This window comes from Desulfonatronum zhilinae, assembly GCF_900182865.1.
GTDB classification, from domain to species: Bacteria; Desulfobacterota; Desulfovibrionia; order Desulfovibrionales; family Desulfonatronaceae; genus Desulfonatronum; species Desulfonatronum lacustre.
The window spans coordinates 75,830-102,748 of the sequence record NZ_FXUJ01000006.1; the positions used below are offsets into that span (position 1 = coordinate 75,830).

22 protein-coding genes are annotated in these 26,919 nt (G+C 61.8%); 15 read left to right on the forward strand and 7 right to left on the reverse strand.

From position 1 onward, the window contains the following. Positions 1-24 precede the first annotated feature (24 nt). The 3 genes from AC559A_RS06945 to AC559A_RS06955 all read left to right on the forward strand — a co-directional run bounded on the left by AC559A_RS06945 (position 25) and on the right by AC559A_RS06955 (position 7,617). A complete protein-coding gene (locus tag AC559A_RS06945) occupies positions 25-2,733 on the forward strand; it encodes a PAS domain-containing hybrid sensor histidine kinase/response regulator (protein ID WP_498817050.1) in 2,709 nt (902 codons plus the stop codon). A 73-nt stretch (positions 2,734-2,806) separates the two neighbouring features. Further along, the gene (locus tag AC559A_RS06950) at positions 2,807-5,026 is read left to right on the forward strand and encodes a LytS/YhcK type 5TM receptor domain-containing protein (protein ID WP_498817052.1); all 2,220 of its coding nucleotides are present in this window, start codon (positions 2,807-2,809) and stop codon (positions 5,024-5,026) included. A gap of 194 nt (positions 5,027-5,220) precedes the next feature. Next, entirely contained in the window at positions 5,221-7,617 is a 2,397-nt protein-coding gene (locus tag AC559A_RS06955; RefSeq protein WP_498817054.1) for a response regulator, read from the forward strand. A 23-nt stretch (positions 7,618-7,640) separates the two neighbouring features. On the opposite strand, the gene AC559A_RS06960 is transcribed toward AC559A_RS06955, so the two are convergent. Then, on the reverse strand, positions 7,641-9,221 hold the full coding sequence (locus AC559A_RS06960; RefSeq protein ID WP_498817056.1) for a GGDEF domain-containing protein: 1,581 nt from the start codon (positions 9,219-9,221) through the stop codon (positions 7,641-7,643). 308 nt (positions 9,222-9,529) lie between these two features. On the opposite strand from AC559A_RS06960, the gene AC559A_RS06965 reads away from it, so the two are divergent. Both AC559A_RS06965 and infA read left to right on the forward strand, forming a co-directional pair. After that, the gene (locus AC559A_RS06965; protein ID WP_028572250.1) at positions 9,530-9,838 is read left to right on the forward strand and encodes an RNA recognition motif domain-containing protein; all 309 of its coding nucleotides are present in this window, start codon (positions 9,530-9,532) and stop codon (positions 9,836-9,838) included. Positions 9,839-9,956: 118 nt separating this feature from the next. Next, the gene (gene infA / locus AC559A_RS06970; protein WP_028572251.1) at positions 9,957-10,175 is read left to right on the forward strand and encodes a translation initiation factor IF-1; all 219 of its coding nucleotides are present in this window, start codon (positions 9,957-9,959) and stop codon (positions 10,173-10,175) included. A 164-nt stretch (positions 10,176-10,339) separates the two neighbouring features. On the opposite strand, the gene typA is transcribed toward infA, so the two are convergent. From typA to AC559A_RS06985, 3 genes are all read right to left on the reverse strand, one after another. Beyond that, a complete protein-coding gene (gene typA, locus AC559A_RS06975) occupies positions 10,340-12,163 on the reverse strand; it encodes a translational GTPase TypA (protein ID WP_028572252.1) in 1,824 nt (607 codons plus the stop codon). A gap of 68 nt (positions 12,164-12,231) precedes the next feature. Beyond that, on the reverse strand, positions 12,232-13,755 hold the full coding sequence (locus AC559A_RS06980) for a helicase HerA-like domain-containing protein (RefSeq protein WP_498817059.1): 1,524 nt from the start codon (positions 13,753-13,755) through the stop codon (positions 12,232-12,234). A 22-nt stretch (positions 13,756-13,777) separates the two neighbouring features. Further along, entirely contained in the window at positions 13,778-14,008 is a 231-nt protein-coding gene (locus AC559A_RS06985) for an AbrB/MazE/SpoVT family DNA-binding domain-containing protein (protein WP_498817061.1), read from the reverse strand. 196 nt (positions 14,009-14,204) lie between these two features. Here AC559A_RS06985 and AC559A_RS06990 point away from each other — a divergent pair, with 196 nt between their 5' ends. After that, positions 14,205-15,410 (forward strand): type II secretion system F family protein, encoded by a 1,206-nt coding sequence (locus tag AC559A_RS06990; protein ID WP_498817063.1) that lies wholly within the window; start codon positions 14,205-14,207, stop codon positions 15,408-15,410. Between the two features lie 10 nt (positions 15,411-15,420). Here the strand turns inward: AC559A_RS06990 and AC559A_RS06995 are convergent, their stop codons facing one another. Continuing rightward, on the reverse strand, positions 15,421-16,179 hold the full coding sequence (locus AC559A_RS06995) for a heparan-alpha-glucosaminide N-acetyltransferase (RefSeq protein ID WP_498817065.1): 759 nt from the start codon (positions 16,177-16,179) through the stop codon (positions 15,421-15,423). Positions 16,180-16,215: 36 nt separating this feature from the next. On the opposite strand from AC559A_RS06995, the gene AC559A_RS07000 reads away from it, so the two are divergent. The 9 genes from AC559A_RS07000 to AC559A_RS07040 are packed head-to-tail and all read left to right on the forward strand — an operon-like array spanning position 16,216 to position 23,372. Further along, entirely contained in the window at positions 16,216-17,931 is a 1,716-nt protein-coding gene (locus AC559A_RS07000) for a hypothetical protein (RefSeq protein ID WP_498817066.1), read from the forward strand. After that, on the forward strand, positions 17,928-18,365 hold the full coding sequence (gene gspG / locus AC559A_RS07005) for a type II secretion system major pseudopilin GspG (RefSeq protein WP_028572258.1): 438 nt from the start codon (positions 17,928-17,930) through the stop codon (positions 18,363-18,365). Before AC559A_RS07000 ends, gspG begins: the two co-directional genes overlap by 4 nt. After that, on the forward strand, positions 18,362-18,805 hold the full coding sequence (locus tag AC559A_RS07010) for a prepilin-type N-terminal cleavage/methylation domain-containing protein (protein ID WP_498817068.1): 444 nt from the start codon (positions 18,362-18,364) through the stop codon (positions 18,803-18,805). Before gspG ends, AC559A_RS07010 begins: the two co-directional genes overlap by 4 nt. Further along, positions 18,802-19,230 (forward strand): prepilin-type N-terminal cleavage/methylation domain-containing protein, encoded by a 429-nt coding sequence (locus AC559A_RS07015; RefSeq protein ID WP_498817070.1) that lies wholly within the window; start codon positions 18,802-18,804, stop codon positions 19,228-19,230. Before AC559A_RS07010 ends, AC559A_RS07015 begins: the two co-directional genes overlap by 4 nt. A 20-nt stretch (positions 19,231-19,250) precedes the next feature. Next, positions 19,251-19,850, forward strand: a complete 600-nt coding sequence (locus AC559A_RS07020; protein WP_498817072.1) for a PulJ/GspJ family protein — start codon at positions 19,251-19,253, stop codon at positions 19,848-19,850. After that, positions 19,837-20,814: a type II secretion system minor pseudopilin gene (locus tag AC559A_RS07025; RefSeq protein ID WP_028572260.1), complete on the forward strand. Its 978-nt coding sequence runs from the start codon at positions 19,837-19,839 to the stop codon at positions 20,812-20,814. The genes AC559A_RS07020 and AC559A_RS07025 overlap by 14 nt, the downstream gene beginning before the upstream one ends. Before the next feature lie 59 nt (positions 20,815-20,873). Beyond that, on the forward strand, positions 20,874-22,025 hold the full coding sequence (locus tag AC559A_RS07030; protein ID WP_498817074.1) for a hypothetical protein: 1,152 nt from the start codon (positions 20,874-20,876) through the stop codon (positions 22,023-22,025). Between the two features lie 31 nt (positions 22,026-22,056). Further along, positions 22,057-22,584, forward strand: a complete 528-nt coding sequence (locus tag AC559A_RS07035) for a hypothetical protein (protein WP_498817075.1) — start codon at positions 22,057-22,059, stop codon at positions 22,582-22,584. Next, positions 22,581-23,372, forward strand: a complete 792-nt coding sequence (locus tag AC559A_RS07040) for a hypothetical protein (protein ID WP_498817076.1) — start codon at positions 22,581-22,583, stop codon at positions 23,370-23,372. Before AC559A_RS07035 ends, AC559A_RS07040 begins: the two co-directional genes overlap by 4 nt. 39 nt (positions 23,373-23,411) lie before the next feature. Here AC559A_RS07040 and AC559A_RS07045 read toward each other — a convergent pair whose 3' ends face one another. Then, on the reverse strand, positions 23,412-24,893 hold the full coding sequence (locus tag AC559A_RS07045; protein WP_498817078.1) for a GspE/PulE family protein: 1,482 nt from the start codon (positions 24,891-24,893) through the stop codon (positions 23,412-23,414). Continuing rightward, positions 24,890-26,896 carry a type II secretion system secretin GspD gene (gene gspD / locus AC559A_RS07050; RefSeq protein WP_498817080.1) on the reverse strand — a complete coding sequence of 669 codons (2,007 nt, stop codon included), beginning with the start codon at positions 26,894-26,896 and terminating at the stop codon, positions 24,890-24,892. The genes AC559A_RS07045 and gspD overlap by 4 nt, the downstream gene beginning before the upstream one ends. Between the last annotated feature and the right edge of the window lie 23 nt (positions 26,897-26,919).

Here is a 26,919-nt window from a genome sequence, read left to right on the forward strand (position 1 = left end):
CATCCTTCAACACAGGAGCCGTCCATGTCCGAGACGTTCCCTTTCAAAGACGACAGAGCCCCAGACTCCGGGCCAGACCCAGGCTCCAGCCTTCAGGACGTCTTCAAGAACGCGCCCATCGGCATTTTCACTTCCACTCCCGAGGGGCGATTCCTTGCTGCCAACCCCGCGGCGGCAAAAATGTTTGGATTTGAGACGCCGCGTGACCTGCTCGACTCAATCACCGACATCGCCGCGCAACTCTATGTCGATCCGCGAGACAGAGAAGAATTCAAGGCGGTCCTGGAGGCGGAAGGTGAGGTGCTCGACCAGGAAATTCGAATGCTTCGCAAGAACGGGACAATGCTGTGGGTGAGCAGAAGCGCCCGCGTTCTGAGAGATCGGGATGGACGGATCAGGGCTTATCAGGGATTCATTACGGACATTTCCCAGCGGAAGCAGGCCGAAGAGGCGTTGAAAAACGAGCAAGTCCGGCGGCGCATTCTGGTCGATCAATCCAGGGATGGAATCGTCGTGCTGAACCGGGACGGCGGCGTCCATGAAACGAACAAGCGCTTTGCCGAGATGCTCGGGCATACCCCGGAAGAGGTCCTCCAACTCCACGCATGGGATTGGGACACCCAATGGACGCGCGAGCAACTCCAGAAGATGATTCAGGATGTCGATTTCGCTGGAGATCATTTCGAAACACGTCACCGGCGCAAGGACGGATCGTTCTACGAAGTCGAAATCAGTACGAATGGAGCCGTTATAAACGGGAAAAAGCTCGTCTTTTGCGTCTGCCGCGACATTACGGAGCGAAAAAAGAGTGAAGAGCGTTTACGAAATGAAAAAGCCGCGTTGAAAGCCATCATCGACAATATTCCCGTGATGATCACCCGCTACGATCCAGGTGCCCAAATTCTTTATCTGAACAAAGAATTTGAAAAGAAAATCGGCTGGCGAACAGAGGAAGTGAAGAATATCGATCTGATGGAAAAAGCATACCCCGATCCGGTTTATCGCCGGAATGCCCGGGAGTATATGGAAAAAGCCACCGTGGAATGGAAGGAGTTCACGGTTCGGACGAAATCCGGCGAGCCCGTGGTTTCGGAATGGTCGAACATCCGGCTGGATGATGGTACCCGAATCGGCATTGGAATCGACGTCACGGAACGGAAGAAAGCGGCCGAGACGCTGCGCCGAAGCGAAAACCTGTTCAGAAAGGTCTTTGAAATCCTGCCCATCGGTCTATGGATCGCGGATAAAAACGGAAAGCTCATGCAGGGCAACCCGGCCGGCGTGGCCATCTGGGGGGCGGAGCCCCACGTTGATCAGGAGAAGTACGGCGTTTTCAAGGCCAGACGTCTGCCCTCCGGAGAAGAGATCGCGCCGAACGACTGGGCCTTGGCGCGCACCGTGAACAGTGGCGAGACCATTGTCGACGAACTCCTGGAGATCGACGCCTTTGACGGAAAAAAGAAGATCATCCTCAACTATACCGCTCCGGTGCTGGACGAGAATGGCAAGATCGAAGCAGCCATCATCGTAAACCAGGACGTCACCTCTCGGTATCTGGCGGAGGAGGCGTTGCTTACTGCCAAGGAACAGGCTGAAGCCGCCAACCGGGCCAAGAGCGAATTCCTGGCCAACATGAGCCACGAAATCCGCACTCCGATCAACGGCATCATGGGCATGCTGCAACTTCTGAAGACCACCAAACTGGATGCCAAGCAACACCGCTACATTCAGCTGGCCACCGGTTCCGCCGAGCGTCTGACCAGGCTGCTGTCCGACATTCTCGACCTGTCACGGGTTGAAGCGCGGAAGATGGAGATCCATGAGTCGACATTCCGCCTGGACGAACTCCAAGACTCCATCACCGGCCTGTTCACCGTCACGGCCCAAAGCAAGGGCATCGCCCTGGAGTGCACCGTTGATCCCGCCATCCCGCCGCGTCTGGTCGGCGACGAAGCCCGGGTCCGGCAAATTCTCTTCAACCTCGTCGGCAATGCCTTGAAATTCAGCGATGCCGGAAAAATCACCGTGGAAATGGTCCCGATCCGGTCCTGGAAACCCGAAGCCGTCCGCATCCTCTTCGCCGTGACCGACACGGGCATCGGCATACCCGAGAACAAGCTGAAGGACCTTTTCCAGCCGTTCACGCAAGTCGATGGCTCCTACACCCGAAAACACCAAGGTGCCGGGCTGGGGCTGGCCATTGTCAAGCGGCTGGTTGAACTCATGGACGGGCACCTTTGCGTGGAAAGCCGCGAAGGTGAAGGCACCTCGGTCCACTTCGCCCTGTACTTCAGGCTCCCCGATGACGCCGCGACCCGGGAAGCTCCGACGTCGCCCACTTCCGCCTCGCCCGGCTTGCGCATTTTGCTGGCCGAAGACGATCCGTCCAATGCTCTGCCCACCCGCCTTTTGCTTGAAAAATCCGGGCATATCGTTACTCTGGCCGAGGATGGGCAACAAGCCCTCGACCTGCTCAAGTCTCTGGATTTCGACGTCATTCTGATGGACATCCAGATGCCGGTGATGAACGGCATCCAAGCCACCGGGGCCATCCGCTCATCCACCGACCTCGGTCCCAAGAAAGACATCCCCATCATCGCCCTGACCGCCTATGCCATGACCGGAGACCGGGAGAAATTTCTGGAAGCCGGGATGAACGCCTATCTGGCCAAGCCGGTGAAGATGAAAGACCTGGGAAAAGCCTTGGAAAAGATCATTGGGCGACCGGCCTGAACCGAGCCATGGCTACCACAACATCACGGCTCATGATCTTAACGCAACGCATCGTTTTGTTTGGGAGACCAGCATGGAACCATTGTCTTCAGCCATAGTCGCCTTGGCGCAGAACGCCGCGCTGTTGCTGGCCACGGCACTGCTTTTCGACATTTTCGCGTCCAGGTGGCGGAGCGGGGAACTCTTTTTGCTCCAGAAGGTCTTTGTCGGGCTGCTTCTCGGAGGCATCGGCATGGTGGTCATGCTGACCCCGTGGACCATGCTTCCCGGCGTGATGTTCGATACGAGGTCGGTCTTGATCAGCATAACCGGCCTGTTTTTCGGGGCCATTCCCGTGGCGGCGACCATGGTCATGACGGCCGCCTTGCGCCTGTATCAAGGCGGTTCGGGCGTCTGGATGGGCGTTTCGGTAATCCTGGCCTCGGGGATCATCGGTCTCGTCTGGCGATATGCGCGGAAAAAGCAGCTGGAAACAACCCCATGGCTCGAACTCCTCGCCTTCGGAATCGTCGTCCACATCGGCATGCTCATCATGACGGTTTTCCTGCCCAGGGATGTCGCGTTCCAGGTCTTTTCCAACATCGCCGTGCCGGTGATGCTGATCTATCCCATGGCCACCGCCCTGCTCGGCAGCCTGATGGTCCGGCGTCTGGTCCACGAGCAGTCCGAGGAACAGGTGCGGGATGAAAGAAAATACAGCCGGACCCTGTTCGACGAATCCCCCGTCGGATTGGCGCTTTGTCGTATGGACGGGAGCCTCGTGGACGTCAATCCCGCCTATGCGCGGATCATCGGCCGCACTGTCGAGGAGACGTTCTCTCTGACGTATTGGGATATTACGCCGGAGGAGTATGCGCCCCTGGAGCAGGCTCAACTGCGATCTCTCGCCGAAACCGGGCGGTACGGGCCAATCGAGAAAGAATATATGCACGCGGACGGCCACCGGGTGCCGGTCCGTCTGCAAGGCTTGATTACGGAGATCAAAGGCGAAAACTTCATTCTCTCGGCGGTGCAGGACGTCACGGACCAAAGAAAGCATGAACACGCCTTGCTCCTGGCCAAGGAACAGGCCGAAGCCGCCAACCAGGCCAAATCCGAATTCCTGGCCAATATGAGCCACGAAATCCGCACTCCGATCAACGGCGTCATGGGCATGCTGCAACTTCTGAACACCACCAAACTGGACGACAAGCAACACCGCTTCATTCAGCTGGCCACCGGTTCCGCCCAGCGTCTGACCACGCTGCTGTCCGACATTCTCGACCTGTCACGGGTCGAAGCGGGCAAGATGGAGATCCATGAATCGACATTCAGCCTTGAAGAACTCCAAGACTCCATCACCGGCCTGTTCACCGTCACGGCCCAAAGCAAGGGCATCGCCCTGGAGTGCACTCTTGACCCCGCCATTCCGCCGCGCCTGGTCGGCGACGAAGCCCGTGTCCGGCAAATTCTCTTCAACCTCGTCGGCAATGCCTTGAAATTCAGCGATGCCGGAAAAATCACCGTGGAAATGGTCCCGATCCGCTCCTGGAAACCCGAAGCCGTTCGCATCCTCTTCACCGTGACCGACACGGGCATCGGCATCCCTGAGAACAAGCTGCAGGAACTTTTCCAGCCGTTTACGCAGGTGGACGGCTCCTACACCCGCAGGCACCAGGGAGCCGGGCTGGGACTGGCCATCATCAAGCGATTGATCGAACTCATGGATGGGCATCTCTGCGTGGAAAGCCGGGAAGGTGAAGGCACTTCGGCATACTTCGCCCTGTACTTCAAGCTCCCAAGCGACGCCGTGACCAGCAAGGACTCCCCGCGGCCTCCCGCTTCCGCTCCAACCGGCTTGCGCATTCTTCTGGCCGAGGACGATCCGTCCAATGCGTTTCCCACCCAGGAACAATTGAAAATCGCCGGACACCAGGTCACCCTCGCCGAAAACGGCAGACAGGTCCTGGAACTGCTCAATGACCAAGAATTCGACGTCATCCTGATGGACATCCAGATGCCGGTGATGGACGGCCTGGAAGCGACCCAGCGCATCCGCGCGGCTGAGACCGAAAAACAGGACTCAGTAGTCAAAGATCAGCACTCCGCCCCTCAGGTTTCAAGTTTCAGCCCTCAGCCTTCCCGACGCATTCCCATCATCGCCCTGACCGCCTACGCCATGGTTGGAGACAAGGAAAAGTTCCTGGCCGCCGGGATGGACGATTACTTGGCCAAGCCGGTAAGGATGGAGGATTTACGGAAGATTCTGGAACGGTTGCCGAAAAACAGAGGTCAGACTCATTATGGAAGATGAACAGAGCATTGTGCTAGACATCGGCAGCAGCGTCCAAAGCAACTTGATGGATGAATTATTGAAGGAATTGATGATCTCAAGACTCCCTTATACCACTTACTCCTCCGCCACGGCCTGGCCACACCGAGCTTTAACCAGCCAGACATGCGTCTTTGGCCGAATGATTCCTGAAACCTGAACACCCTTTGAGAACCATGCAGACCATCCTGATCGTCGACGACGACCCCGACTTCCTGACCGTGGCCCGGCAAATCCTGGCCCCCGCGATGTGCTACCTGCTGATCGCGGACTCCGGAGCCAAGGCCTGGGAAATTGCCGCTCGGGAGCAGCCGGATCTGATTCTCCTGGATGTCTCCTTGCCTGATATTGACGGCCTGGAACTCTGTCGCCGGATCAAGGCCGATCCGGAAATGAGCCGGAGCCATGTGCTGTTCGTGTCCGGCATCATGACCAAGCCGGAGAATCAGGCCCAGGCCCTGCGGGCCGGAGGGACCGGGTTCCTGACCAAGCCGGTGAATCCACATTTTTTTCTCGCCCAGGTGCAGGCGACGTTGCGCATCAAAAGTTCCGAAGACGCCTTGCGCCAGGAGCGTGCCCAGGTTCTCTCGATTTTCGACAGCATGGGGCAATACGTGTATGTCGTCAATCCGAGTACCTATGAAATCCTCTTTGCCAACAAGGCCATGCAGAAGGCTTACGGTACGACCTTGGAGGGCCGGATCTGTTATGACGTGTTGCAACGAGCGGATTGCCCCTGTTCGTTCTGCGGCAATCCCTCTTTGGTTCAAAACCCGGACCAAACCCTCCAGAAAGAGCATGAAAACACTGTTTTAGGGCAGCATCTGCTGGTCACGGAAAAGGTGATCACATGGCCGGATGGACGGGATGTGATCCTCAAGTTCGGCATGGACATTACGGACCGGATCAAGGCCGAGAAGGCTTTGCGCAACAGCCAGGAACGCTTCCAGTTGGCCATGGACGCCACACGGGACGGACTGTGGGACTGGAACCTGGAAACCGACGAAATCTATTTCAGCCCGGCCTACACCACCATGCTCGGCTACGCTCCGGGCGAAATCGCTCCCAGCGTCCAGTTCTGGTCCGACAACGTGCATCCGGACGACCTGCCCCTGGCCTGGGAACGGATTACGGACTGCCTGGAAAACCGCCTGGAAAAATTTGAAGTGGAATTCCGGATGCGGACCAAGGCCGGGGACTGGCTCTGGATTCAGGGACGAGGCAGCGCGGTGTCCCGTGACCAAGCCGGCAAGGCCACCAGAATGGTGGGCACCCATGTGGACATCTCCGAGCGCAAGGCCATCGAAGGCCGACTCCAGGAGGCCATACACCGGGCCGAGGCCGCCAATCAGGCCAAATCGGCGTTTCTGGCCAATATGAGCCATGAAATCCGGACCCCGATGAACGGTGTGATCGGATTGTCCCGGTTGCTTCTGGATACGCCGCTGACGGATGAACAGCGGAATCTGGCCGGAACGATCCTCTCCAGCGCCGAGGTCCTGTTGGGGCTGATCAACGATATCCTGGACCTTACCAAGGTCGAATCCGGAAAGCTGGAACTGGAAGTCGTCCCGTTCGATCTCGCCCAAATTCTGGATGAATTGACCTCGATCATGGCCCACCGGGCACGCGGCAAACAATTGTCCCTGTCCTGCTCCCTGACCCCGGACGTCCCGCCCTCTCTGCTCGGCGATTCGCTTCGATTACGCCAGGTTCTGATCAATCTGATGGAAAACGCCCTGAAGTTCACGGATCAAGGAGGAGTGGAGGTCCGGGTTGCCGTTGAACAGTCAGACGGGTCAACCGTCCTGCTCCGCTTCACGGTCCTGGACACCGGAATCGGCATCTCCGAGGACAAGCTGGCCGGGGTGTTCGAGAAGTTCCAACAGGCGGATGCCTCAAGCACCCGCAAGTACGGAGGCAGCGGCCTGGGCCTGGCCATCTGCAAGCAGCTCGTCGAACTGATGGGCGGCAAGATGGGCGTGGAAAGCCGCGTCGGAGAGGGATCGGGATTCTGGTTCGTGATTCCGCTGGCCGTACAGGACCGGAAAAGCCCCGAGGCCGCGCCGAGCAACCGGAACCACGCATCACCGATCACCGACTACCCACTATTTGTCGGACGCGTGCTGCTGGTGGAGGACAATCAGGTCAACCAGACGGTGGCCCTGGGAATTCTCAAAAAACTGGGCCTCCAAGCCGACGTCGCGGCCAACGGCCTGGAAGCCCTCAAAGCCCTGGAACAAAACGACTACGACCTGGTGCTGATGGACGTGCAAATGCCCGGAATGGACGGACTGGAAGCGACGAGAAGGATTAGAGGTCAGGAGGCAGGAGTCAGGAGACAGGAGACAGACGTCGGAGATCGGCTCTCTGAACCTCAGCCCTCAGGTTTCAGCCCTCAGCCCTCTCGGCGAATGCCGATAATCGCCATGACCGCCGGAGCGATGCGGGAAGACAGGGAACGCTCCAAGGAAGCAGGCATGGACGACCATCTGACCAAGCCCATTGATCCTCGTTCCTTGTGCGACGCGCTGGCGCGATGGCTGCCGAAGCGAGAGCAGGACGCCGGATAAGGCCGGCTGGGTAAGAATCGTGCTCAGGCAACGGTGACCCTGTTGCGGCCCTGGTGTTTGCTTTCGTACAGGGCCTGATCAGCCCGCTTGCACAGGCCGTCGAACTCCTCGTCGGGCAGGAGCCCGGCCACCCCGAAGCTGGAGGTGATCCGGCCCGCTCCGGCAAAGGGTTCGGACTCCACCATCAGACGAAGCTTTTCAGCCAAAAGAGCCGCAGCTTCGGGGCCGTCGTCGGGCAGCAGGATCACAAACTCCTCCCCGCCCCAGCGGGCGAAAAGATCGATGCTCCGGATCGCTCCCTGAATGCGGGCGCTGAACTCGCGCAGCACGTCGTCTCCTACGTCGTGGCCGAAGGTGTCGTTGACTTTTTTGAAGTGATCGATGTCCAGGATGATCAAGGACAAGGAGCCGGGATGGCGCTGTCTGCGGGCCAGCGCGTTGTGGGCGACCTCGTTGAAGTAGAGCCGGTTGGGGATGCCGGTCAGGGCGTCGGTATAGGCCAGGCGATGCTTTTCCTTGAGCAACCCCTCGGCGGCGTCCAGCAGTTTGTTGAATCCGCGCACGATGATCCCGGCTTCTCCTTGGGCTGAAACACGGATACGGGTGGAAAAATCGCGGCTTTCGACGACCTTGTCGATACTTGCGGTCAGCGCGTCCAGGGCGTGGAGCACCTTGCGCATGGTGTAGACCACCAAGCCGAACACCAGCAGGCCGATCCCCATGATCAGGACGATGTCCCGCGCAAGTCCGGAACGAACGGCGCGCATCAGATCGTCCACGTTTCGGGCCACCGTCTCCAGGACCGTCCTTTCCACTTTCCGGATTCCGTCAATGGGCGGACTGACCAGGTCAAACCAGGAATCGCCTTCAACGTTCACCTCCCTGTAGCGCGGAGAGGCGATCAGAGAAACAAGTTCCAGGGCTTCCCGGACCGCGTCCCCGGCGACCACCCGATCAAAGACGGCCAGAGCCTCGGAGGAAGCGTTGCCTCGAAAAAGGTCCAGTCTGGAGCGCACCCGGGTTTCAAGACGGGCCGCGGCATAGCTGGTCTCCACGTCCACGTTCTTCCAGTCTTGCAGGGAACGATTCACCAGGGAGCGAATCTGGCCCAGATCTTCCTTGGCCGTCACGAGATGCACCAGGGCTTGGAGATCCTCCGGAACCACGGGGCTGGTCCGCGTCAGTTCGGCCAGACGGCCCACAATCCGCTCCACCTCCCTGGTGTAAAAGGCATGGGGCGCGGTCCAGGACACGTTCCCGTCCAGGGCCTGGACGCGCATCGCCTGAAGCTCCGCGTGCAGCCGCCGCACCTCCGCGTCGGACAGGGGATGCCCGGCAAGCACCTCGTCCGTGCGCTCGCGCTGGGCGAGCATCAGCTCCAGGTGTTCCCGGGAAGGACGGCCCAAATAACCGGAAGTCAGCCCGCGCTCGCGTTGCAGTTCGTGCACGATGGCCGACAAGGCCGGAACCAGACGCAGTTCCTCGGCCACGATCCGTTGCGCCCGGTACGCGGCCGTTCGCCGCACGGCGCTCTCCGCCAGCAGATATGCAAGACTCAGCGCGGCTATCGCGCCGAGCAGAAGAATGCCCTGACGAATGCTCAACGTTCACGCTCCTGATTGTTCGGTTTGAATCTGAAAGCGACGGCCCGATCAGCACGAGCCCGGCACGACCAAAACCGGCGTCTCGACAATACTTCGCGGCGACGCCAAACACTGATGCGGTCTCCTCAAAGATTCACGTTCTGAAGAAATGCTCACGGCAAAATGTTTTTGTTGACAGCCCAATCCAATCCGAGTAGTTACTTTGAATTCGATTTGCAACGGCGGAGTCCCGTTCTACCTGAACACCGGGGTGTGCCCGGATTCAGAGAGACAGAATGTCCGCCTCAACCTTTTTTGGAGTTATTCGCATGTCAAGTAAGTTGTATGTTGGGAATTTGCCTTTTACCGCCCAGGAAGACGATATTCGCGATCTGTTCGCCACCTATGGCGAAGTTCTTTCCGTGGCCTTGATTAGTGATCGTGAAACAGGTCGTCCGCGTGGTTTCGCCTTCGTGGAAATGAACGAAGCCGGAGCCCGTTCCGCTCAGGAGGCGTTGGACGGCAAGGATTTCCAGGGACGTAGCCTGCGCATCAACGAAGCTCAGGAACGTGCCCCCCGTCCCAGTGGCGGTGGCGGCGGCTACGGGGACAGGAACCGTCAGTCCAAGCGCTGGTAACGGCTACCCGACTGCATTGATTCAATAAGGCCCTTGCGAAGCCCCGTCCTCTATCTTCGTGAGGGCGGGGCTTTTTTCATCCCCGCGGGCCTTGAACAAGACAACCCAAGGAGGCCAAATGGCCAAGGAAGAATGTATTGAAATGAGCGGCATTGTTCAGGAAGCCTTGCCGAGCACCCTGTTTTCCGTGGAGCTGGAGACCGGGCACACTATTTTGGGGCATTTGTGCGGGAAAATGCGCAAGTTCCGAATCCGCATCCTGCCCGGAGACAAGGTCCGCGTCCAGCTGTCTCCCTACGACCTGACCAAGGGACGGATCGTTTTTCGGGAAAAATAGGCAACCCCGTACGGCAAGGGGGCGGCTGCCCAAAGCTCCGCCTCGGCCCGGCCCCCTTTCTCGCTTTTTTTTACGCTCCGCGAGCCCCCGGAACATCTTCCAGGGGCGTCTTGCGTCCTTCGACTTTCTTGCCGTCGTGCCAGGAACTCCACCCCGCTCCGTTTCTATTTCCCCCCCAGAACATGCCGTTTGGAGGCAGAAAGAATCGTCTTGCGCAGCCGGATGGAATGCGGCGTGACCTCCAGCAGTTCGTCCTCCCGGATGAAATGCAGAGCCCACTCCAGGGTCAACGGCGGCACCGGCGTCAGGATGACCGCCTCGTCCTTGCCCGAAGCGCGCATGTTGGTCAGTTTCTTTTCCTTGCAGGCATTGACGTTCAGGTCGCTCTCCCGGTTGTGCTCGCCGACGATCATGCCTTCGTAGACCGGCTCGCCCGGTGAAACGAACAGCCTGCCCCGGGGCTCCAGGTTGAACAGGGCGTAGGGTACGGCGGTCCCGGACCGGTCCGCCACGATGGAGCCCATGAACCGGGTCGGGAAGTCTCCCCGGTATTCCTCATACCCGGAAAAGTAGGAGTTCATCACCCCGGTCCCCTTGGTGTCGGTCAGAAACTCGTCCCGGTAACCGATCAGACCCCTGGAAGGAATGGAGAATTCCACCCGCACCCGGCCGGTGCCCTTGTTCACCAGATTGGACATCCGTCCCTTGCGGATGGACAGCTTTTCCGTGACCACCCCAAGAAAAATCTCCTCGCAGTCCACGAACAGGTGCTCCATGGGTTCGTGCCGCTTCCCGTCCACATCCTTGTAGATCACCTCGGGTCGGCCAACGCTCAGTTCGTACCCTTCCCGACGCATGGTTTCGATCAAAATGGCCATCTGAAACTCGCCCCGGCCCTTGACCACAAAGCTGTCCCGGTCCTCGGTCTCTTCCACGCGGATGGCCACGTTGCTCAGGGATTCCTTGACCAGCCGCTCCCATATTTTCCGGGACTGGACGAACTTGCCCTCCCGTCCGGCCAGCGGCGAGGTATTGATGGTGAACTTCATGGCCACGGTGGGCTCGTCCACGGCGATCCGCTTCAAGGCCGAGGGTTCGGCCTTGGTACAGATGGTGTCCCCGATATGCACGTTTTCGATCCCGGCCAGCACCGCGATGTCTCCGGGTTCCACCTCGCCCACCTCTTTCAGTGACAGACCCGCGTAGGTCTGCAATTTGGTGACCCGCAGCGGAAGAAGCTCCGCCGAAGCGTTGATGCAGACCAGCTGCTCGTTCTGCCTGGCCCGGCCATTGACCACCCGCCCGATGGCCAGGCGGCCCAAATAGTCCGAATAGCCCAGGTCCGCCACCAGCATCTGAAACGGCATATCCGAATCATAGGTCGGTCCGGGTATGGTTTGCAGAATCGCGTCAAACAGCGGGTGCAGATTTTCCCCGGGCTCGTCCAGGGAGCGTTTGGCCACCCCGTCCCGGGCAATGGCGTACAAGACCGGAAAATCGAGTTGCTCCTCGGAAGCGTCCAGGTCGATGAACAGATCGTAGACCTCGTCCAGCACCTCGGACACCCGGGCGTCCTGACGATCGATCTTGTTGATGACCACGATGACCTTCAGCCTGGCTTCCAGGGTCTTCTTGAGCACGAACCGGGTCTGGGGCAGAGGGCCTTCCGAGGCGTCCACCAGGAGCACCGCGCCGTCGGCCATGGACAGGGAGCGTTCCACCTCCCCGCCGAAGTCCGCGTGCCCCGGGGTGTCGATAATGTTGATCTTCACGCCTTTCCAGGTCACGGCGCAGTTCTTGGCCGCGATGGTGATCCCGCGCTCCCGCTCCAGATCCATGGAGTCCATGATCCGCTCGGCCACTTCCTGATTGTCCCGAAACAGCCCGCTTTGCCTGAACAGGGCGTCCACCAGGGTGGTCTTGCCGTGGTCGACGTGGGCGATGATCGCAATGTTCCTAAGGGCCGGATTGATGGTATTTTGTGTCATGTGTGATGTGGTTGAAAGATTGATGAAAATATCGAGCGATATAGCCGACCGATAGTAACGGGCGTGCCTTACTTCCTGCCGCCCAGCAGTCCGCCCAGTACGCCGCGCAGCACCTGACGACCGATCTGGCTGCCCACGGTGCGCATGGCGGACTTGCCCATGGCCTCCAGGGCGCCCTGACGGCGCTTGGAGCCAAACAGGAAGTCCCGCATGGCCCCTGAGACACCACCGGTAGCCCCACCGCCGCCCGCGGCTTCCTCGCTTCGGGTCGATTTCCCTCCAGAAGCGGTGCTCTCAATTGATTTCGCTGCCACAGCCTCCGCGGCCCGGGCCTGGAGGATTTCATAGGCGGACTCACGGTCAACAGGCGTGTCGTATTTCCCGCTCAAAGGGCTGCGTCCGCGAACAAGTTGCCGTTCCTCCGGCGTGATCACGCCGATCCGGCAACGGGGCGGGGCGACCAGAGCCCGTTCCACGGGCAGCGGGATGCCCTTGTCCTGCAAGGTGGTCACCAGGGCCTCGCCCACGGCCATGGCGGTCAGGGACTGGAGCACGTCCACCGCGGGATTGGGCGGAAAGGTCTGGGCCGCCGTGCGCACGGCCTTTTGGTCTCGCGGCGTGTAGGCCCTCAGCGCGTGCTGGATGCGGTTGCCCAACTGCCCCAGAATCTCCTGGGGCACGTCGTCCGGATACTGGCTGCAAAAATACACGCCCACGCCCTTGGACCGGATCAGCCGGACCACCTGCTCCACCCGTTGCCGCAGGGCCGACGGCGCGTCGGCGAACAGCAGATGGGCCTCGTCGAAAAAAAAGACCATCTTCGGCAGATCCCGGTCCCCGACCTCCGGCAGGGTTTCGAACAGCTCCGAGAGCATCCAGAGCAGGAAGCTGGAATACATCCTGGGCCGCAGATACAGTTTCTCGGCGGCCAGGACGTTGACGATCCCCCGCCCGGACATGTCCTGGCGCATGAAATCCGTCAATTCCAGGGCCGGTTCGCCGAAAAACAGGTCGCCGCCGTCCCCGTCCAACCGAAGCAGGGCCCGCTGGATCGCAGCCAGGGACGAGGCGTGAACCAGCCCGAACCGGGCCGACACGCTCTTCACGTTTTCGGAGGTGAAGATCAGCAGGGAGCGCAGGTCCTTGAGGTCCAGCAGGAGCAGCCCTTCCTCGTCCGCCAGACGGAAGACGATCTCCAGCACCCCGGCCTGGGTGTCGTTGAGCTCCATCAGCCGGGCCAGCAGGGTCGGCCCCATCTGGGAGACCGTGGTGCGCAGCGGGTGCCCCAGCACGCCGAAGATGTCCCAAAACAGGACCGGATTCGACTCGTTGGCGTAGCCCTCGATCCCGATGCTCTCCAACCGCGACCGGATCCGGTCGTTCATGGCCCCGGGCATGGCCAGCCCGGCCAGGTCGCCCTTGACGTCCGCCAGAAACACCGGCACCCCGAGCCGGGAAAAGCCCTCGGCCAGGACCATCAGGGAAACGCTCTTCCCCGTCCCAGTGGCCCCGGCGATCATCCCGTGCCGGTTGGCGTACCGTCCATGCAGAAACACCTGCTCCCGGCCCTTGCCGATCAGGATCGTGTTCATGGTCTTCTCCAGTTGAAACCATTCACAAGTCACGATACGCAACGTTGTCAAAGGGGCCATCCCACTCGCTCAACGTGCTCTCCAGGCAATGAAGATAGTCAACCTCAAGGTCCGACAGTCGCCGAACGCCAGCCACGCCTTCCTGCTTAATTTCCCGGACGATAACGTCTCCAGGGCCAATCAGCATGGCTTTTCGAACGTCTTGAGGAATGGTTGTCCGCCCTTTGGACGTGATCTTCGAGGTGGCTGTCATTGCCAACCTCCCGGGGAAACCGAGTTGGGCAAGATCATGAGTGAAAACTTTTTTATCCTACAGAGTGAATAATCGGTTGTAAACAAACGATGTTGTTGGACCGACTTTCTTTGATCCCGAATCACGTCCCGGATTGGACATCCGCCGCTCAAGCGGGCAAAATTACGCGGTTGTTTTCTCTTGGACAAGGAGCACCGTGCCGACATTCCAGTATGTGGCCCTGGATCAGCAGGGCGAACAGCGCAAAGGGCTGTGCGAGGCCGAAAGCCGCGCCACGGCCTATGCCAGACTCCAGGAACAAGGGCTCTTGCCGATCCGTCTCGGCAACGCCGGGCATGCGCAGGGCCGCACTCTGCGCGGCCTGCTTTCCCCCGGCTCCTGGCCGCGGCGCATCCGCCTGGACGAGGCCTTCTACTCCCTGGGCATGATGATCCAGGGAGGCGGATCCCTGGCCCAGAGCCTGGACCTGTTGGCCCGGATGTCCAGTGGAGCGTCGGCCCGGTTCTGGGTCCGAATCCGCGACGCGGTGGAAGGCGGCCAAGCCTTTTCCCAGGCATTGCAGGATCACCCGGGCGTCGTCTCGCCAGTGTACGCGGCCATGGTCCAGGTGGCGGAGCAGGTGGGCCGGTTGGGCGAAGTCCTGGAACGCATCGCCCGATACGAAGAGGGCCGCCGGGACTTCCGGGAAAAGCTGCTCACCTCCCTGGGCTATCCCCTGACCATCCTGATCATCGGCCTGGGCGCGGTCTTTTTCCTGCTTTCCCGGGTCCTGCCCCGGATCGCGGACATCGTCACCGCCTCGGCCGGGGAACTGTCCTGGGACACCCGCCTGCTGCTGAATGTCGGGTCCTGGATGGAGTCCTGGGGCGGCTTGCTGCTGCTGGGTCTGGCCGGGATGGTCTTCCTCGGCGTGACGACCTACAAGCGCCGCCCGAACTGGCGCATCCGCCTGGACCGCCTGCTCTGGCGGCTGCCGGTGGTCCAGAAGGGCGTTCTGGCCCGCTTTTCCGGCTTGGTTTCCTTTCAGATCCAGGCCGGAATCCCCTTGGTCCAGGCCTTGCAAAGCTCGGCCCAGGGAGTGGGGTCGCTTTTTTTCCGGGAAAAAATGCTCCAGGCCGCCCGGGAAGTCTCCACCGGCCAGCCTCTGGACGGCGTGCTCTGGAAACAGGGCGTCTACCCGGACGTCTTCCTGACCGCCATCAGCGCCGGCCGGGCCGCCGGAAAACTGGGCCCGTTCCTGGAACGCCTGGGCAAACTCCTGGAACGCGAAACCGACGCGTCCCTGAAACGCTTCGCCGCCCTGATCGAACCGGCCCTGATCCTGGGTCTGGGGCTGCTTGTGGGATTTCTGGTTCTGGCCGTAATGGGGCCGATCTTTGATCTGACGTCCCAGGTCGGCTGATCCTTCACACCTACCGCAGCAACAGATACAGCACGCCCATGAACAGCGGCTGGTGAAGCAGATAGATCAGCAGGCTGTGGCGTCCCAGCCAGGACAGTATCCCGGATCCCGGAAGAGACGAGGGCGCCTGGAGAATAGACGGGCGGTGGCGATGGATTGACTGGCCGATGTACAGCCCCAGGAGCAGGACGCCGAACCAGGGCAAAATCGGCACGTAGTCCTCGGTGAAGGGCTTGTGGGTCATCATGCCCAGCCAGTGCAGCCAGGGATGGTTGAAGACCGGGTGCTGAACGGACAGGCCCACGAGCAGGAACAGCACTCCGAAGGCCGGGTTCAGATGGTGCAGACGCAGAAACGGCAGGCTCAGAATTCGAGCAACAAAAATGAAATGCAGGACGCCGAAGACCACCCAGGTCAGAGGGAAAATCAGGTACGTGCCCAAAGAAACCAAGCCCGCCGCAACGCCCAGGATGATTTGACGCCGCAGGAATCGCCGCGGGTTCAAGCCGTTGTGGGTGGACAGGGCCAGACTCGCACCCACGGCCAGCACGAAGCCCCCCACGATCACCGCCCGCAGGCCCAGCCAGAGCGGGTCGGTTTGGAACCGGATGGAAACGACCCCGAAGTAATTAAGATCGAAGCAAAAATGATAAACAAGCATCAGCAGCACGGCCGCGCCGCGAAACATGTCCAGTGCGGACAGGCGCCTCGCGGGGGGGCCGGAAGATCCCGGCGAAGCGGGGGAAATGGAAGAATCGGCGTGATGCATGGTGGGGATGCCGGAGATTGGAGTTATTTTACCCAAATGACCGCCCAGAAGCTCAAAGCCCCCTTGGGCGAGACCGATTCACGCAGTACAAGCTTTTCGGCCAAAGGCCAACAGCCCCCCCGGCACCTACTCGGCATGGCCCTGTTCATCGGCGTGCTCCTCCTGCTGTCCGCCGCCTGTGCCCCGCGTGGGGCGCAACCTCTCAAGCCCGCCCCCCTGCTCACCGAACAGACCCCCTTTGGGCCGAGCATCACGCTGGCCGAAATGCTCGAACAAAGCCTGCGTACCCAGTATCGGCCTCCGAACATCGACTTCCCCGTGCCGGAGCAAATGGCCGATTCCTCTTCCGATCCCCGGCACCGATCCGGCGACTACTTCATGGAAATGAGCCGGGAGCCCGTCACCCTGCATGTGGCGTCCGACGTCACCGCTTTTGTGCTCGGGCCGTCGGCGGCATCCAACGGAGCAACGCAAGCCGGGGAAGGCATGGCCGACATTCCGGAAGCCGGACTGGCCGTGGGCCACGCCAACGGAGACATCCGCATTTGGAGCCCCTGGCCCTGCGCCTCCCTGACCCTGCCCACGAAGGCTCCGGTCACCCTGCTGACCTGGGACGGCCTCGGGCCGTTTCTCGGCGCGGGCAATGCCCAAGGCGGCGAGCTGCATGTCTTTGATCTGCGCCACTGCGCCCGGGTGGGCACGGTTCCCGGGCAGCGACCGCTACGTCACGCAGCCCTGTCCTCCTCGCTGGCCTGGGCTGCGGTGACGGACACCGGGCAACGCCTGTTCGTGGGGCCGGTCGGCGAACCCTTTTCCAACCCGTCCAACGCCTCCCCGGTATTGGAACAAGACCCCATGCGTCACGTCGGCACCCTGCGTTTCCCGCCCCTGGCCCTGGCTTTCAGCCCACGAGAAGGTCTGCTTCAGAGCGTGGACCGGGCCGGATGGCTGTTGGTCTGGACCCTGCCGGAACTGACCCTGCTGGAACAGGTCCGCATTCCTGGCGGCCCCTTTGAGGCAGCACTCTTCCATGGCGGCCATCTCATTCTGCGCCCAGCGAGCGACGAACAGGAGAGTCCGACTCCCTCGCACGACGGCTCCAACGAGCCTTTACCCGAAGGGTCGCGCCGCGAGCTGCTAGTCTGGGACATTCCAGGTTCCCGCGCCGTTGCCGTCGAAGATATTTTACCGCCTCAACATGCCTCCGCCATGGACCAAAACACGGCCTGGGATCTGCTCCAGTTTTTCGAGCGGTTCAGCCTGGACGCCGGTTTGCTGACCTTTCTCACGCCCCGGGAGCACTGGCTGCGCAAGCTGCATTTCGGAACGCCCCGGTTCAGCGTGCATGCCGCGGAAGACGTCGGCCTGCTGCGTGTGACCGAGCCGGACCAGACTCAACGCTGGTATCAGGCCGCAACCGGAAAGCCCACGGACGCTCCCGAAGATGAACCAACTCGCCTGACGCCCCTTGCCGTGGCCCCGAACGGGACGGTGTCCTGGAGCGGGCGGACCTACGCCCTTGCCGATCCGATCCAGGCCAAGGACGGATATGTGCTGCTGGTCCGGCATGTTCCGGAGCATCGCTTTTTCCTGTGGTGGATCCCCATGGAAGAAGCTCGCACATCCTTAGACAGTTGGAACGTGCCCGATGAAACCGACCTCCTGCCGGTCAGAGGCAGCCTGCTTCAGGATTCGCCGCCGACCTGGACTTCCCTTTCCGACCACCACCAACCCCTTGGAGATATGCAATGAAACGCCAATCCGGCTTCAGCCTGATCGAGTTGATGATCGTCGTGGTCATCCTCGGACTGATGGCCACGCTGCTTGTGCCTCGAATCATGGATCGCCCGGACGAGGCCCGGGTGACCAAGGCCAAGGTGGACATCCGCACCCTGGAATCCGCCCTGCGCCTGTACCGGCTGGACAACGGGGTCTATCCCACCACCGAGCAAGGGCTCGCCGCCCTGTTCCGCAAACCGGACATCGCCCCCATCCCCCGCAACTACCGCGACGGCGGCTACCTGGAAGCATCATCCGTGCCCAGGGACCCTTGGGGCAATGCCTACCGCTACCGCTCTCCCGGGCAACAAGGCCGGGACTACGAAATCACCAGCCTGGGCGCGGACGGCAAGGAGGGCGGGACCGGCTTCGCCCAGGACATCAACAGTTGGGAGTTGGACGATTGAGCCGCTCCGGCCCGCGCGACCACGCCTCCGCCGGTCTGACCCTGGTCGAACTGCTGATCGTGCTGTTCATCGTCGGCCTGGGTTGGTTCACCCTGCTGCCCCGGCTGGACCCCACCCGGCCCTCCGGAAGCAATACACCGCTGCATGAAATGAACGTCTTTCTGGACCAGGTTCGAATCGCGGCGGTTGAAACCGGTCGGTTCCAGGTCATTCGCCTGGATCCCGTATCCGGCGGACTGTCCTGGAACGAGGCGACGCACCGCATGCCGAACCCACCCGGTCGCTGCGTCCTGAACGAAACTCCCTGCCCGCACCCTTTCAGCCACTTCCGCGTCTACCCACAAGGCCACATGGATCGGCTCCTGTTCTCCTTCACGGACGGGGAACGCTGGATCACCGCGGACCTGGACGCCCGCCTGGTCAACGAGTACGGCCCATGACGTTTGGACGCTCTTCCATCAATCCACGGCATCAGCACGGCGACGCGAACCGCCCGCGAGGCTTCACTCTGGTTGAAGTCCTGGTGGCCCTGATCATCGCCGCCATCCTGGCTTCCGGCCTGCTCGCCTCACAACGCCACGGTCTGAACCAGGCCAGGCAGGCGGACGTGCTCTGGCTGCACCTGAACACGGCTCAGGAAGCGCTCATGGGCCGGGATATCGGCCAGGATATTGGTCGGAATATTGGGCGCGAGGATTCTCAGTTGACGGTGTCCGGCGGGATGACGCCTGATGGCCGCGACCCTCTGGCCGTCCGGATCACCACCAACCCGCCGACACCGGACCGCCCCTCCCCGTGGGTGACCCTGACCACGCGCCTGGAGGGACGGAAACTGGAGTGGTCCTGGCCAGCGGTCTCTCCGTGATGGATACGAAGAACGAAAAAATGACGCCACGGAACGCTTCCACTCATCACGACAGCTGCCCCACGCCCTCCCCTCCCGGCTTCACCCTGGTGGAAATCCTGGTGGCCCTGGTGGTGGCCGGGATGCTCACCGCTCTGCTCGCGGCGATCCTCGGGCGCGGGGTCGTGGCCTCGTCCGCCCTGGAGGAAACCGTTGAAAACCAGCGTTCCCGGGTCGTCCTGCAGCGGTTGTTGAGCATGGATCTGCGGGGCATGCTTCCGGAAACGGAACTGACCATCACGGAGCACGGATTCACGCTGGAGACGGTCGCCAACCACCTTGTTCCCGGCCCCCTGCCCATGACCGTGACCTGGGACTTTTCCCAGCGCCAGGTCCGCCGCACCGAGGAGCAGCCGGACCTGGACTATGTTCAGGAGCTGCTCGTGATCTCGAACTTGCAAGACTGGAGCCTGGCCTTCCACGATCTGACCGAAGGCCGCTGGGTGGACCTGCGCTCCTGGCTGCACGGCACGGAGCGACCGGCCCCGGCCGGCCTGCGGCTGGAACTGCGCCCTGCCGACGTAAAAACCGCATGGAATATCATCCATCGCCTATCCCTGGAGCACGATGCGCCGCTTTGATCGCCCACCCCGCTCCTCTGGCGCCGTCCTCGTCCTGGTGCTGGTCACCCTGCTCCTGTTCAGCACCGTGGTGTTGCGTGTCGTCCAGCATGCCGCCCTGACCGAGGAGGAACACATTCTGCTGCTCCAGACCATCCAGGCCGGATTCCAGGCCGAAGCCGCGGTGCACAAAGCCATGGAACTACTCGCTCTTTCCGCCGACCATCTCGACGCGGCAGACCAACCCCCGAGCCCGCCGGAATGGAGCGAGGACGGCATCCGGATCACCATCATCCCCACCAACGCCAAGCTGAACCTCAACGCCCTGCACCCGCCCTCCCTGCATCCCCAGGCCATGACCAGGTTGCGGGAAGGCCTGACCCGCCTGTTCCACCATGAGACCTTTCACGAAGGTTCCAGGGTGAATTTCCGAGGCGATACGCGGGACATCATGCTCTGGCTGGGTGAAGGCCATGACCCGGACCGGCCTGGTTCAGCCCGCGCCGCCGACGCACCCTACACCGGAATCCGGCCATCCTATCGCCCCAGGAAAGGCCCGATGCAACGACCGGAAGAACTGCTCCTGGTCACCGGCTTTACGGACCTCGATCCGGCCTGGGTACGCCGACATTTCACGGTGTGGGGAACGGACGGACGGATCAACCTGAACCTGGCCGACAAAGAACTGATCCTGGCCGTGGCTCCGGAACTGGAAGCCTACTGGCCGGCCATCCAGCGCTACCGCACGGAACACGGTTTCCAGCGCCTGGACGAACTCCTCGCCCGCATCCGGCTGCCCATGGACGTCTACCAGCGCGTCCTGCCTCATCTGGCCCTGGAAGCGGACACCCTGGAAATCTCGGTTGAGGTCCGGCAACCCGCATGGTATGAACTCCATCGGATCATCGTGGAACGGCCATCCATCCTCGCCGACACCGCGCCCAGAATTCTGGCCAGGGATATCATCGAGTCCAGGCCGCTTTGAGCGCAGTGCCGTAACCGTCAAGCCATCCCTTTTCCAAGCATTGAACACGAGCCACCCCCTTGCCCCGCACCTCCACCAGCAACCATTTTTTCGTCGTCCGGTTCACCAAGGACGCCCCGGTTTGGGAACGCTTTGACGGCCAAACTCTTCATCCGGTCCCGCATCCGGATCAGGCCTCGAAGTCTTTGCGCTCCCTGCCGGTGTTGGTGCTGATTCCGGATCGCTTGTTCTTTTTCTACCAGCCGGAGAGCGATCACCATTCCGGCAGCCTCCGGCAGCGCACCGCCGCGGCCCGCCTGGAACTGGAGCAGGTCTTTCCCGCCCAAACGACGGAAAACGGCCCCGGGATCGTGCTCGATGCCGGACGCACCCACCTTTTGGGCTGTCTTCCGCACCCGGAGCTGACCGAATTCGCTCGTCGCCACCAGGATGTTCTGGCCCGAGCCAACGCCGTGACCACGCCGTTTTTTCTGGCCTGGAACGCGGGGCATCGACGCAGGATCGAAAGCTGGGTCTGGAACAATCCGGAGGACGGGACCACGGCGGCCATGCTCCACGGCCAGATGACCTTCTTTCCCGGCAACGGCGCGGAACTGGAAACGCGGATCGGCGAAGCGTCGGGAGCCGGGAATACCGAACGGTCTCTCCAAGTCGACACGCAATGGAGCCTGCCCGATCTGCTTCAGGCCGCTCCGGACATCGGCTGGTCCCAGTTGCGCCTGCCTTTGCCCGCCGCGGCGGGCGAGGGATCGGACCTGGGCGGCCTGGTTCGATGGTGGATCGCCGCGACGCTTCTTGGAGTTTTGATCTGCACCGGACAGGCCCTGCGCCTGACGGACCAACAAGCCCAAGTGGAACACTGGGAACAGGCCACCAATCGGCTCTATGCCGAAGTACTCACCCCGCCCCTGGGTGACGATCCTTTTGGCCGCCTGCTCTTCCGACATAGCCAGCTCCAGGGGCCGGTCCAATCCGGACCGGACGCCCTGGCCATGCTGGGGCTGCTCAGCGCATCGGCACCACCGGAGTTCCATGTGGAAAACTTCTCTCTGGGCCCGAATTCCGGGATCATCCGGGCCAGACTGGCCGACTATGAACAACTGGAATCCCTGCTCAAGGCCCTGGAGGGCCAGGGTCGCCTCCGTTTTGACCTGGACCAGGCCTCCAGCGCGGACGACGCCGTTCTGGCGACCCTGCGGGTGAGCTACTGAGGCAGACCCGGCAAACCGATCACCCCACCCCATGAATCACGTAAAAACCATCTCCTTCCGGCACCGGCTGCACCACTTGGCCTTTTGGCGGGATTGGCCGTCCGGCCGCCGACGCGGGGCCCTGTATCTGCTCCTGGCCCTGACCGCGGCGGGTTCCATGGCGGCTTGGCTCTCGCTGTACGCCGCGACCCAGCGCTCGATCCTTCGTGAGGAAGCGGCCATGGAGCTCCACCAGCACGTATCGGCATTGGTCGCGGAAATCCGGAGCCTGGACCATGGGCCGAACCCGGGGCGGGCCAACCTGCCGATCCTGGTCGCGGCCCGTCAGCTCAGCCGCGACATCGGCCTGGAAGACAAGCTGATTTCAGTCAGGCCGGCCTTGCAGGCCACGGGCCGGGACGGAGTTCAACTTTACTACGAACGCCTGACCCTACCGGACCTGCTGGCCCTGCTGGAAACCCTGAGCCGGGACGGCGGCCTGCAAACCTCCACCATGACCTTCAACCGGCGTCTGGACAATCCGTCCCTGGCCGATCTCCAACTGGTACTCTATCGATGACCTCTCCCAATCCTGCTCAGGACGCTCTTCGTGATCCAACTCCCCGCGACGCCGACAAAACCGTCTCCAAACCGGGCCTGCTCCGCCGCTTCGGCCCGGTGGGCACGATCTTCCTCATCGGCCTGCTGATCGGCGTGCTCTTCTTCCTGTCCAGGGAACTGCTCTGGAGCCAGGTGCTGAGGCACACCCTCGGCCACCTGCCCAACGCCTCCTGGAGTTGGCAGGCCGTCGGGGACCGGGGACTGACGCACATTACCTACCAGCACTTTGAATTGCATGTGAACCAGAACCGGTTCTTCGTTCCAAAGCTGACCATCCAACTGGGCACGACCCGCCCGGTGACCATGACCGCGGTCACCGGCCCGACCCTGGTGGCCGACTTGAGCTGGGACAAGGAACTGCGCCTTTCCGGCGGCGTGGATCTGCAACGGCTCATGCCCGAGCAGAGGGTCCAGGGAACCCTGGAGACCGATGGGTTCGTCCGCTGGCGAACCTGGGACCAGCCCCCGCATCAAGGCGAGCTGGACATCCAGGCCCCCGGGCTCTTGGTGCTGGCCCCGGGAATCATGACCATCAACCTGCGCGGCCAGGCCACCCTGGAAGGCAACCACCTCCGCCTGACCCCCCTGCAGGCCGACGGCCCGGTGGGCGTCACCGCCGACGCCGAAGGCTTCCTGGACTGGAACCGCCTGGAAAACACCACCTACTCCATCTCCGGCACCCTGACCGGACTGGGCAACCTGCCCTTTTCGGCCTCGGGAAGGTTGGGGAGTTTGTGGGGGAAATAGGACGAAAAAGAGGACGAGGAGAAAAGCTGGAGAGCCGACTTACAGGCTGGTGACCCGCAACAGCTCTTCCATGGTGGTTTTGCCCTGATCAACGAGGCGAAGGCCGTGGTCGTGCATGGTTTGGAAGCCGGTTGTCTTGAGGTGGGTGCGGAGCTGTTCCACGGAGGCTTTCCGGACGACCAGGCTGCGCAAGGCCTCGTCCACGGGCATCAGCTCGAAAATCCCCTGGCGGCCGCGATAACCGCTGTGGCGACAGGCTTCGCAGCCGATGATGGGCGATGGCTGAGGTGAGTGGGGGATATGGGAAGGATCGGTAGGCGCGGAACACGTTGGACAGTTCAGGCGGACGAGGCGTTGACCGATGACCAGATGCAGGGATGAGGCCAGCAGGAAAGGTTCCACGCCCATTTCCAGCATCCGGGTGACCGCGGTGGGCGCGTCGTTGGTGTGCAGGGTGGCCAGGACCAGGTGTCCGGTCAAGGAGGCCTGTACGGCGGTGCTCGCGGTTTCCTGATCCCGAATCTCGCCCACCAGGATGATGTCCGGGTCCTGGCGCAGGAAGCCGCGGATGGCCGTGGCAAAGGTCACGCCGGCGGCCCGGTTCACCTGGACCTGGTTCACGCCGGGCAGGTGGTATTCCACCGGGTCCTCCACGGTCATGATGTTCCGGGATTCGCGGATCAGCTCGCGCAAGGCCGCGTAGAGGGTCGTGGTCTTGCCGCTGCCCGTGGGGCCGGTGACCAGGATGATCCCGTGGGGCGCGGCGATCATCCGGGTGATCACGGCCACGGCCTCCGGCTCCAGGCCGAGGTCGGACAAGGGAAGAATATTTTTGGATCGGTCCAGGATGCGCAGCACGGCCTTTTCGCCGTTGAGCGTGGGCATGGTGGAAACTCGGACGTCCACGTCTTTGCGGCCCACCCGGACCTGAAAGCGCCCGTCTTGCGGAGCGCGACTCTCGGCTACATCCATGTGTCCCATGACCTTGATCCGGGCCAGCACCGTGGATTGGACCGCCAGCTCCAGGCGGCGTTCGGTGCGCAGTTCGCCGTCAACCCGGAACCGGACCTGAAAGCCGTTTTCCCGGCCCTCGAAGTGAATGTCGCTGGCCCCCTGGCTCACCGCCTGATGCAGCAACCGATTCACCAGCCGGACAATGGGCGCGTCCTCATGGGACCAGCCCAGCAACTCCCTACCGGAGTCGTCCGCTTCCTCACCCCCGGCCTCCCCGTCGTCCTCCGCCGGGGCCTCCTCTTCCCAGAGCGCCAAGGCCTGCTCCAGAGCCGGAAAAAACACCTCGTTGCGGACCAATTCCGTGCGCACCGCCAAGCCCAGCCTCCAGGCCAGAAAATCAGCCAGAGGCCTGGCTTTGGCGGCCAGAAGCCAGACCCGGAGCATCCCGTCTTCCGCGGCCACGGGCAGAAATTCGTTACGCCGGGGAAAGGCCAGATACTGACTCACGACCTCCTGGGGCAGCCGCGACAGGTCTGGTGACCCCACCAAAGCGTTGCCGAACGTCATTGGGCGGGCACCCGTTGCAATTCTTGCCCCTCTTCCCATCTCATCTCTCGGCCCATCTCCTGCTCCAGGTCGAAGCCGTGTTGCTCTCCACCCTGCCAGAACTCCCGCTGCAGCAATTCACGGCTGGTCCGCCGGCCTTCCCGCAAGCTCTCCATGCGTCGCTTGGTCAGCTCCTCAGCCTGCTCCACGGTGTTGATAATTCTGGCCGACAAGAAGACCATCAGGGTCGCTTTCTCCGCGGAGACCGCCTCCCGACGAAACAGCCAACCCAGAACCGGAACTTTGGACAGACCCGGCACGGCCCGACGGGTCTGGCTGAAATCGTTCTGCATCAATCCGCTGATGACCATGGTGAACCCGTCCGGAATCTGGACATTGGTTCTGGTGTTCCGGCTCCGGGTTCGCGGCCGGTCGTCCTCACCGGCCGAATCGATCACATTGCTGACCTCCTGCTCCACCTGCATCCGGATCACCCCGGTCTCGGCATTGATGTGCGGGGTGACCTTCAGCCTGATCCCGACGTCCCGGTATTCAAAGGTCTTGATGGCGTTATTCTGGGTGTCGTATTTCTCGCTGACCTGGTAGGCGCGATTCTCGCCCACGAAGATTTCCGCCTCGGCATTGTCCAGGGTCATGATCTGCGGCGTGGAAAGAATATTGAAGTCCTGTGCAGTCTTCATGAAGCTGATCAGGGCCCCCAGGGAGGAAAACGTCTGACCGGCATAGGTGATGGAATTGCCCAACGCACCCACGGTAAACCCTCCCGGCGCCAACGGCGGAGCCGCCGTCGCCAGCAAGGGAGCCAGGTTCGAAGGTGAACCCAGAAAACCGCCCGTGGCCACACCGTCGGAGCCTCCGCCGCCCACGACCCATTCTACGCCGAAGTCCTGACTGTTCGTCAGGGACGTCTCCACGATCAGGGCCTCCACGAAGACCTGATCCAGGGGACGATCTAGGTGGGTAATGATGGATTCCACCTGGCGCTGGATCCGCGGTTCGGCCAGAACCAGCACGGAGTTGGTTTCCGCGTCCGCGGCCACCAAGACGCCGCGACCGTTCACGCCCTCCTCCTCCGCCCCGACTTGGTCTCCCTCGAGCAAAGTACGCAGCACGTCCGCGGCGGAGGAGGCCTTGGCGTTCTTCAGGGCGTACATGCTCATGTCCGCGCTGGAATCCGTGATTCGATCCAGATTGTCCAGCAAGCCGCGCACGGCCTGACGCTGCTCGTCGGAGCCGGCCACCAGCAGGGAGTTGGACCATTCCACCGCCAGGATCACCGGGGTCTCGGCCAGATGGCCGCGGGAAAACAGTTCCTCGTACAACTGGCCCACCTTCCGGGCCGTGACCCCGGCCTGGGCCTGATGCAGGGGGAGCAGTTCCACGTCCCAGCGCGTGCCCAGGGACAACACCGCTTCCAGGACTTCCTGCATCTTGCGCACCCTGGAACGGGTGTCCCGAAGCAGCAAGGCCTGGGCCTGGGGAACTTCCATGATCATCCCGAACCGGGAAGCAAAGGGCTGCAACAATTCGCTGACCTGCTCCCGCGGCAAGCGCTGGTGCAGGCGGATGACCGTGGTCAACAGTTCGCTGTCCTCCCCGGGCTCCAGCCCGGGCCGGAGCGGATCGACCATTTCCGCGGCCTGCGGGGATTGCAGGACGTAGAACAGGTCGCCCTGGGCCACCAGATCCAGATTGTTGCTGGCCAGGACCCGGTCCAGCACGGCCAACAGTTCCGGTTCGGTCATGGGAGCCTGGGAATGCAGGGAAACCTTCACCGGTGGGATCTGGTCCTCGCGAAAGACCATGTTTCGGCCGGTGAACCGGCCGACGAATACGATGAAATCACGTAGCGTGATCCCTTCCAGGTTGGCGGTCATTCGCTGTTCTTCGGCTTCCTCTGCCTCCTGGGCCAAAACCATACCTGGCAACAGCACGAGCCCGTAAAATAAGAGCAACAGGGCGATCAAACGCCACGCACCGGAATATGCCGAAAATCTCTTCATGGATACCGTTCCTCTCATCTTCG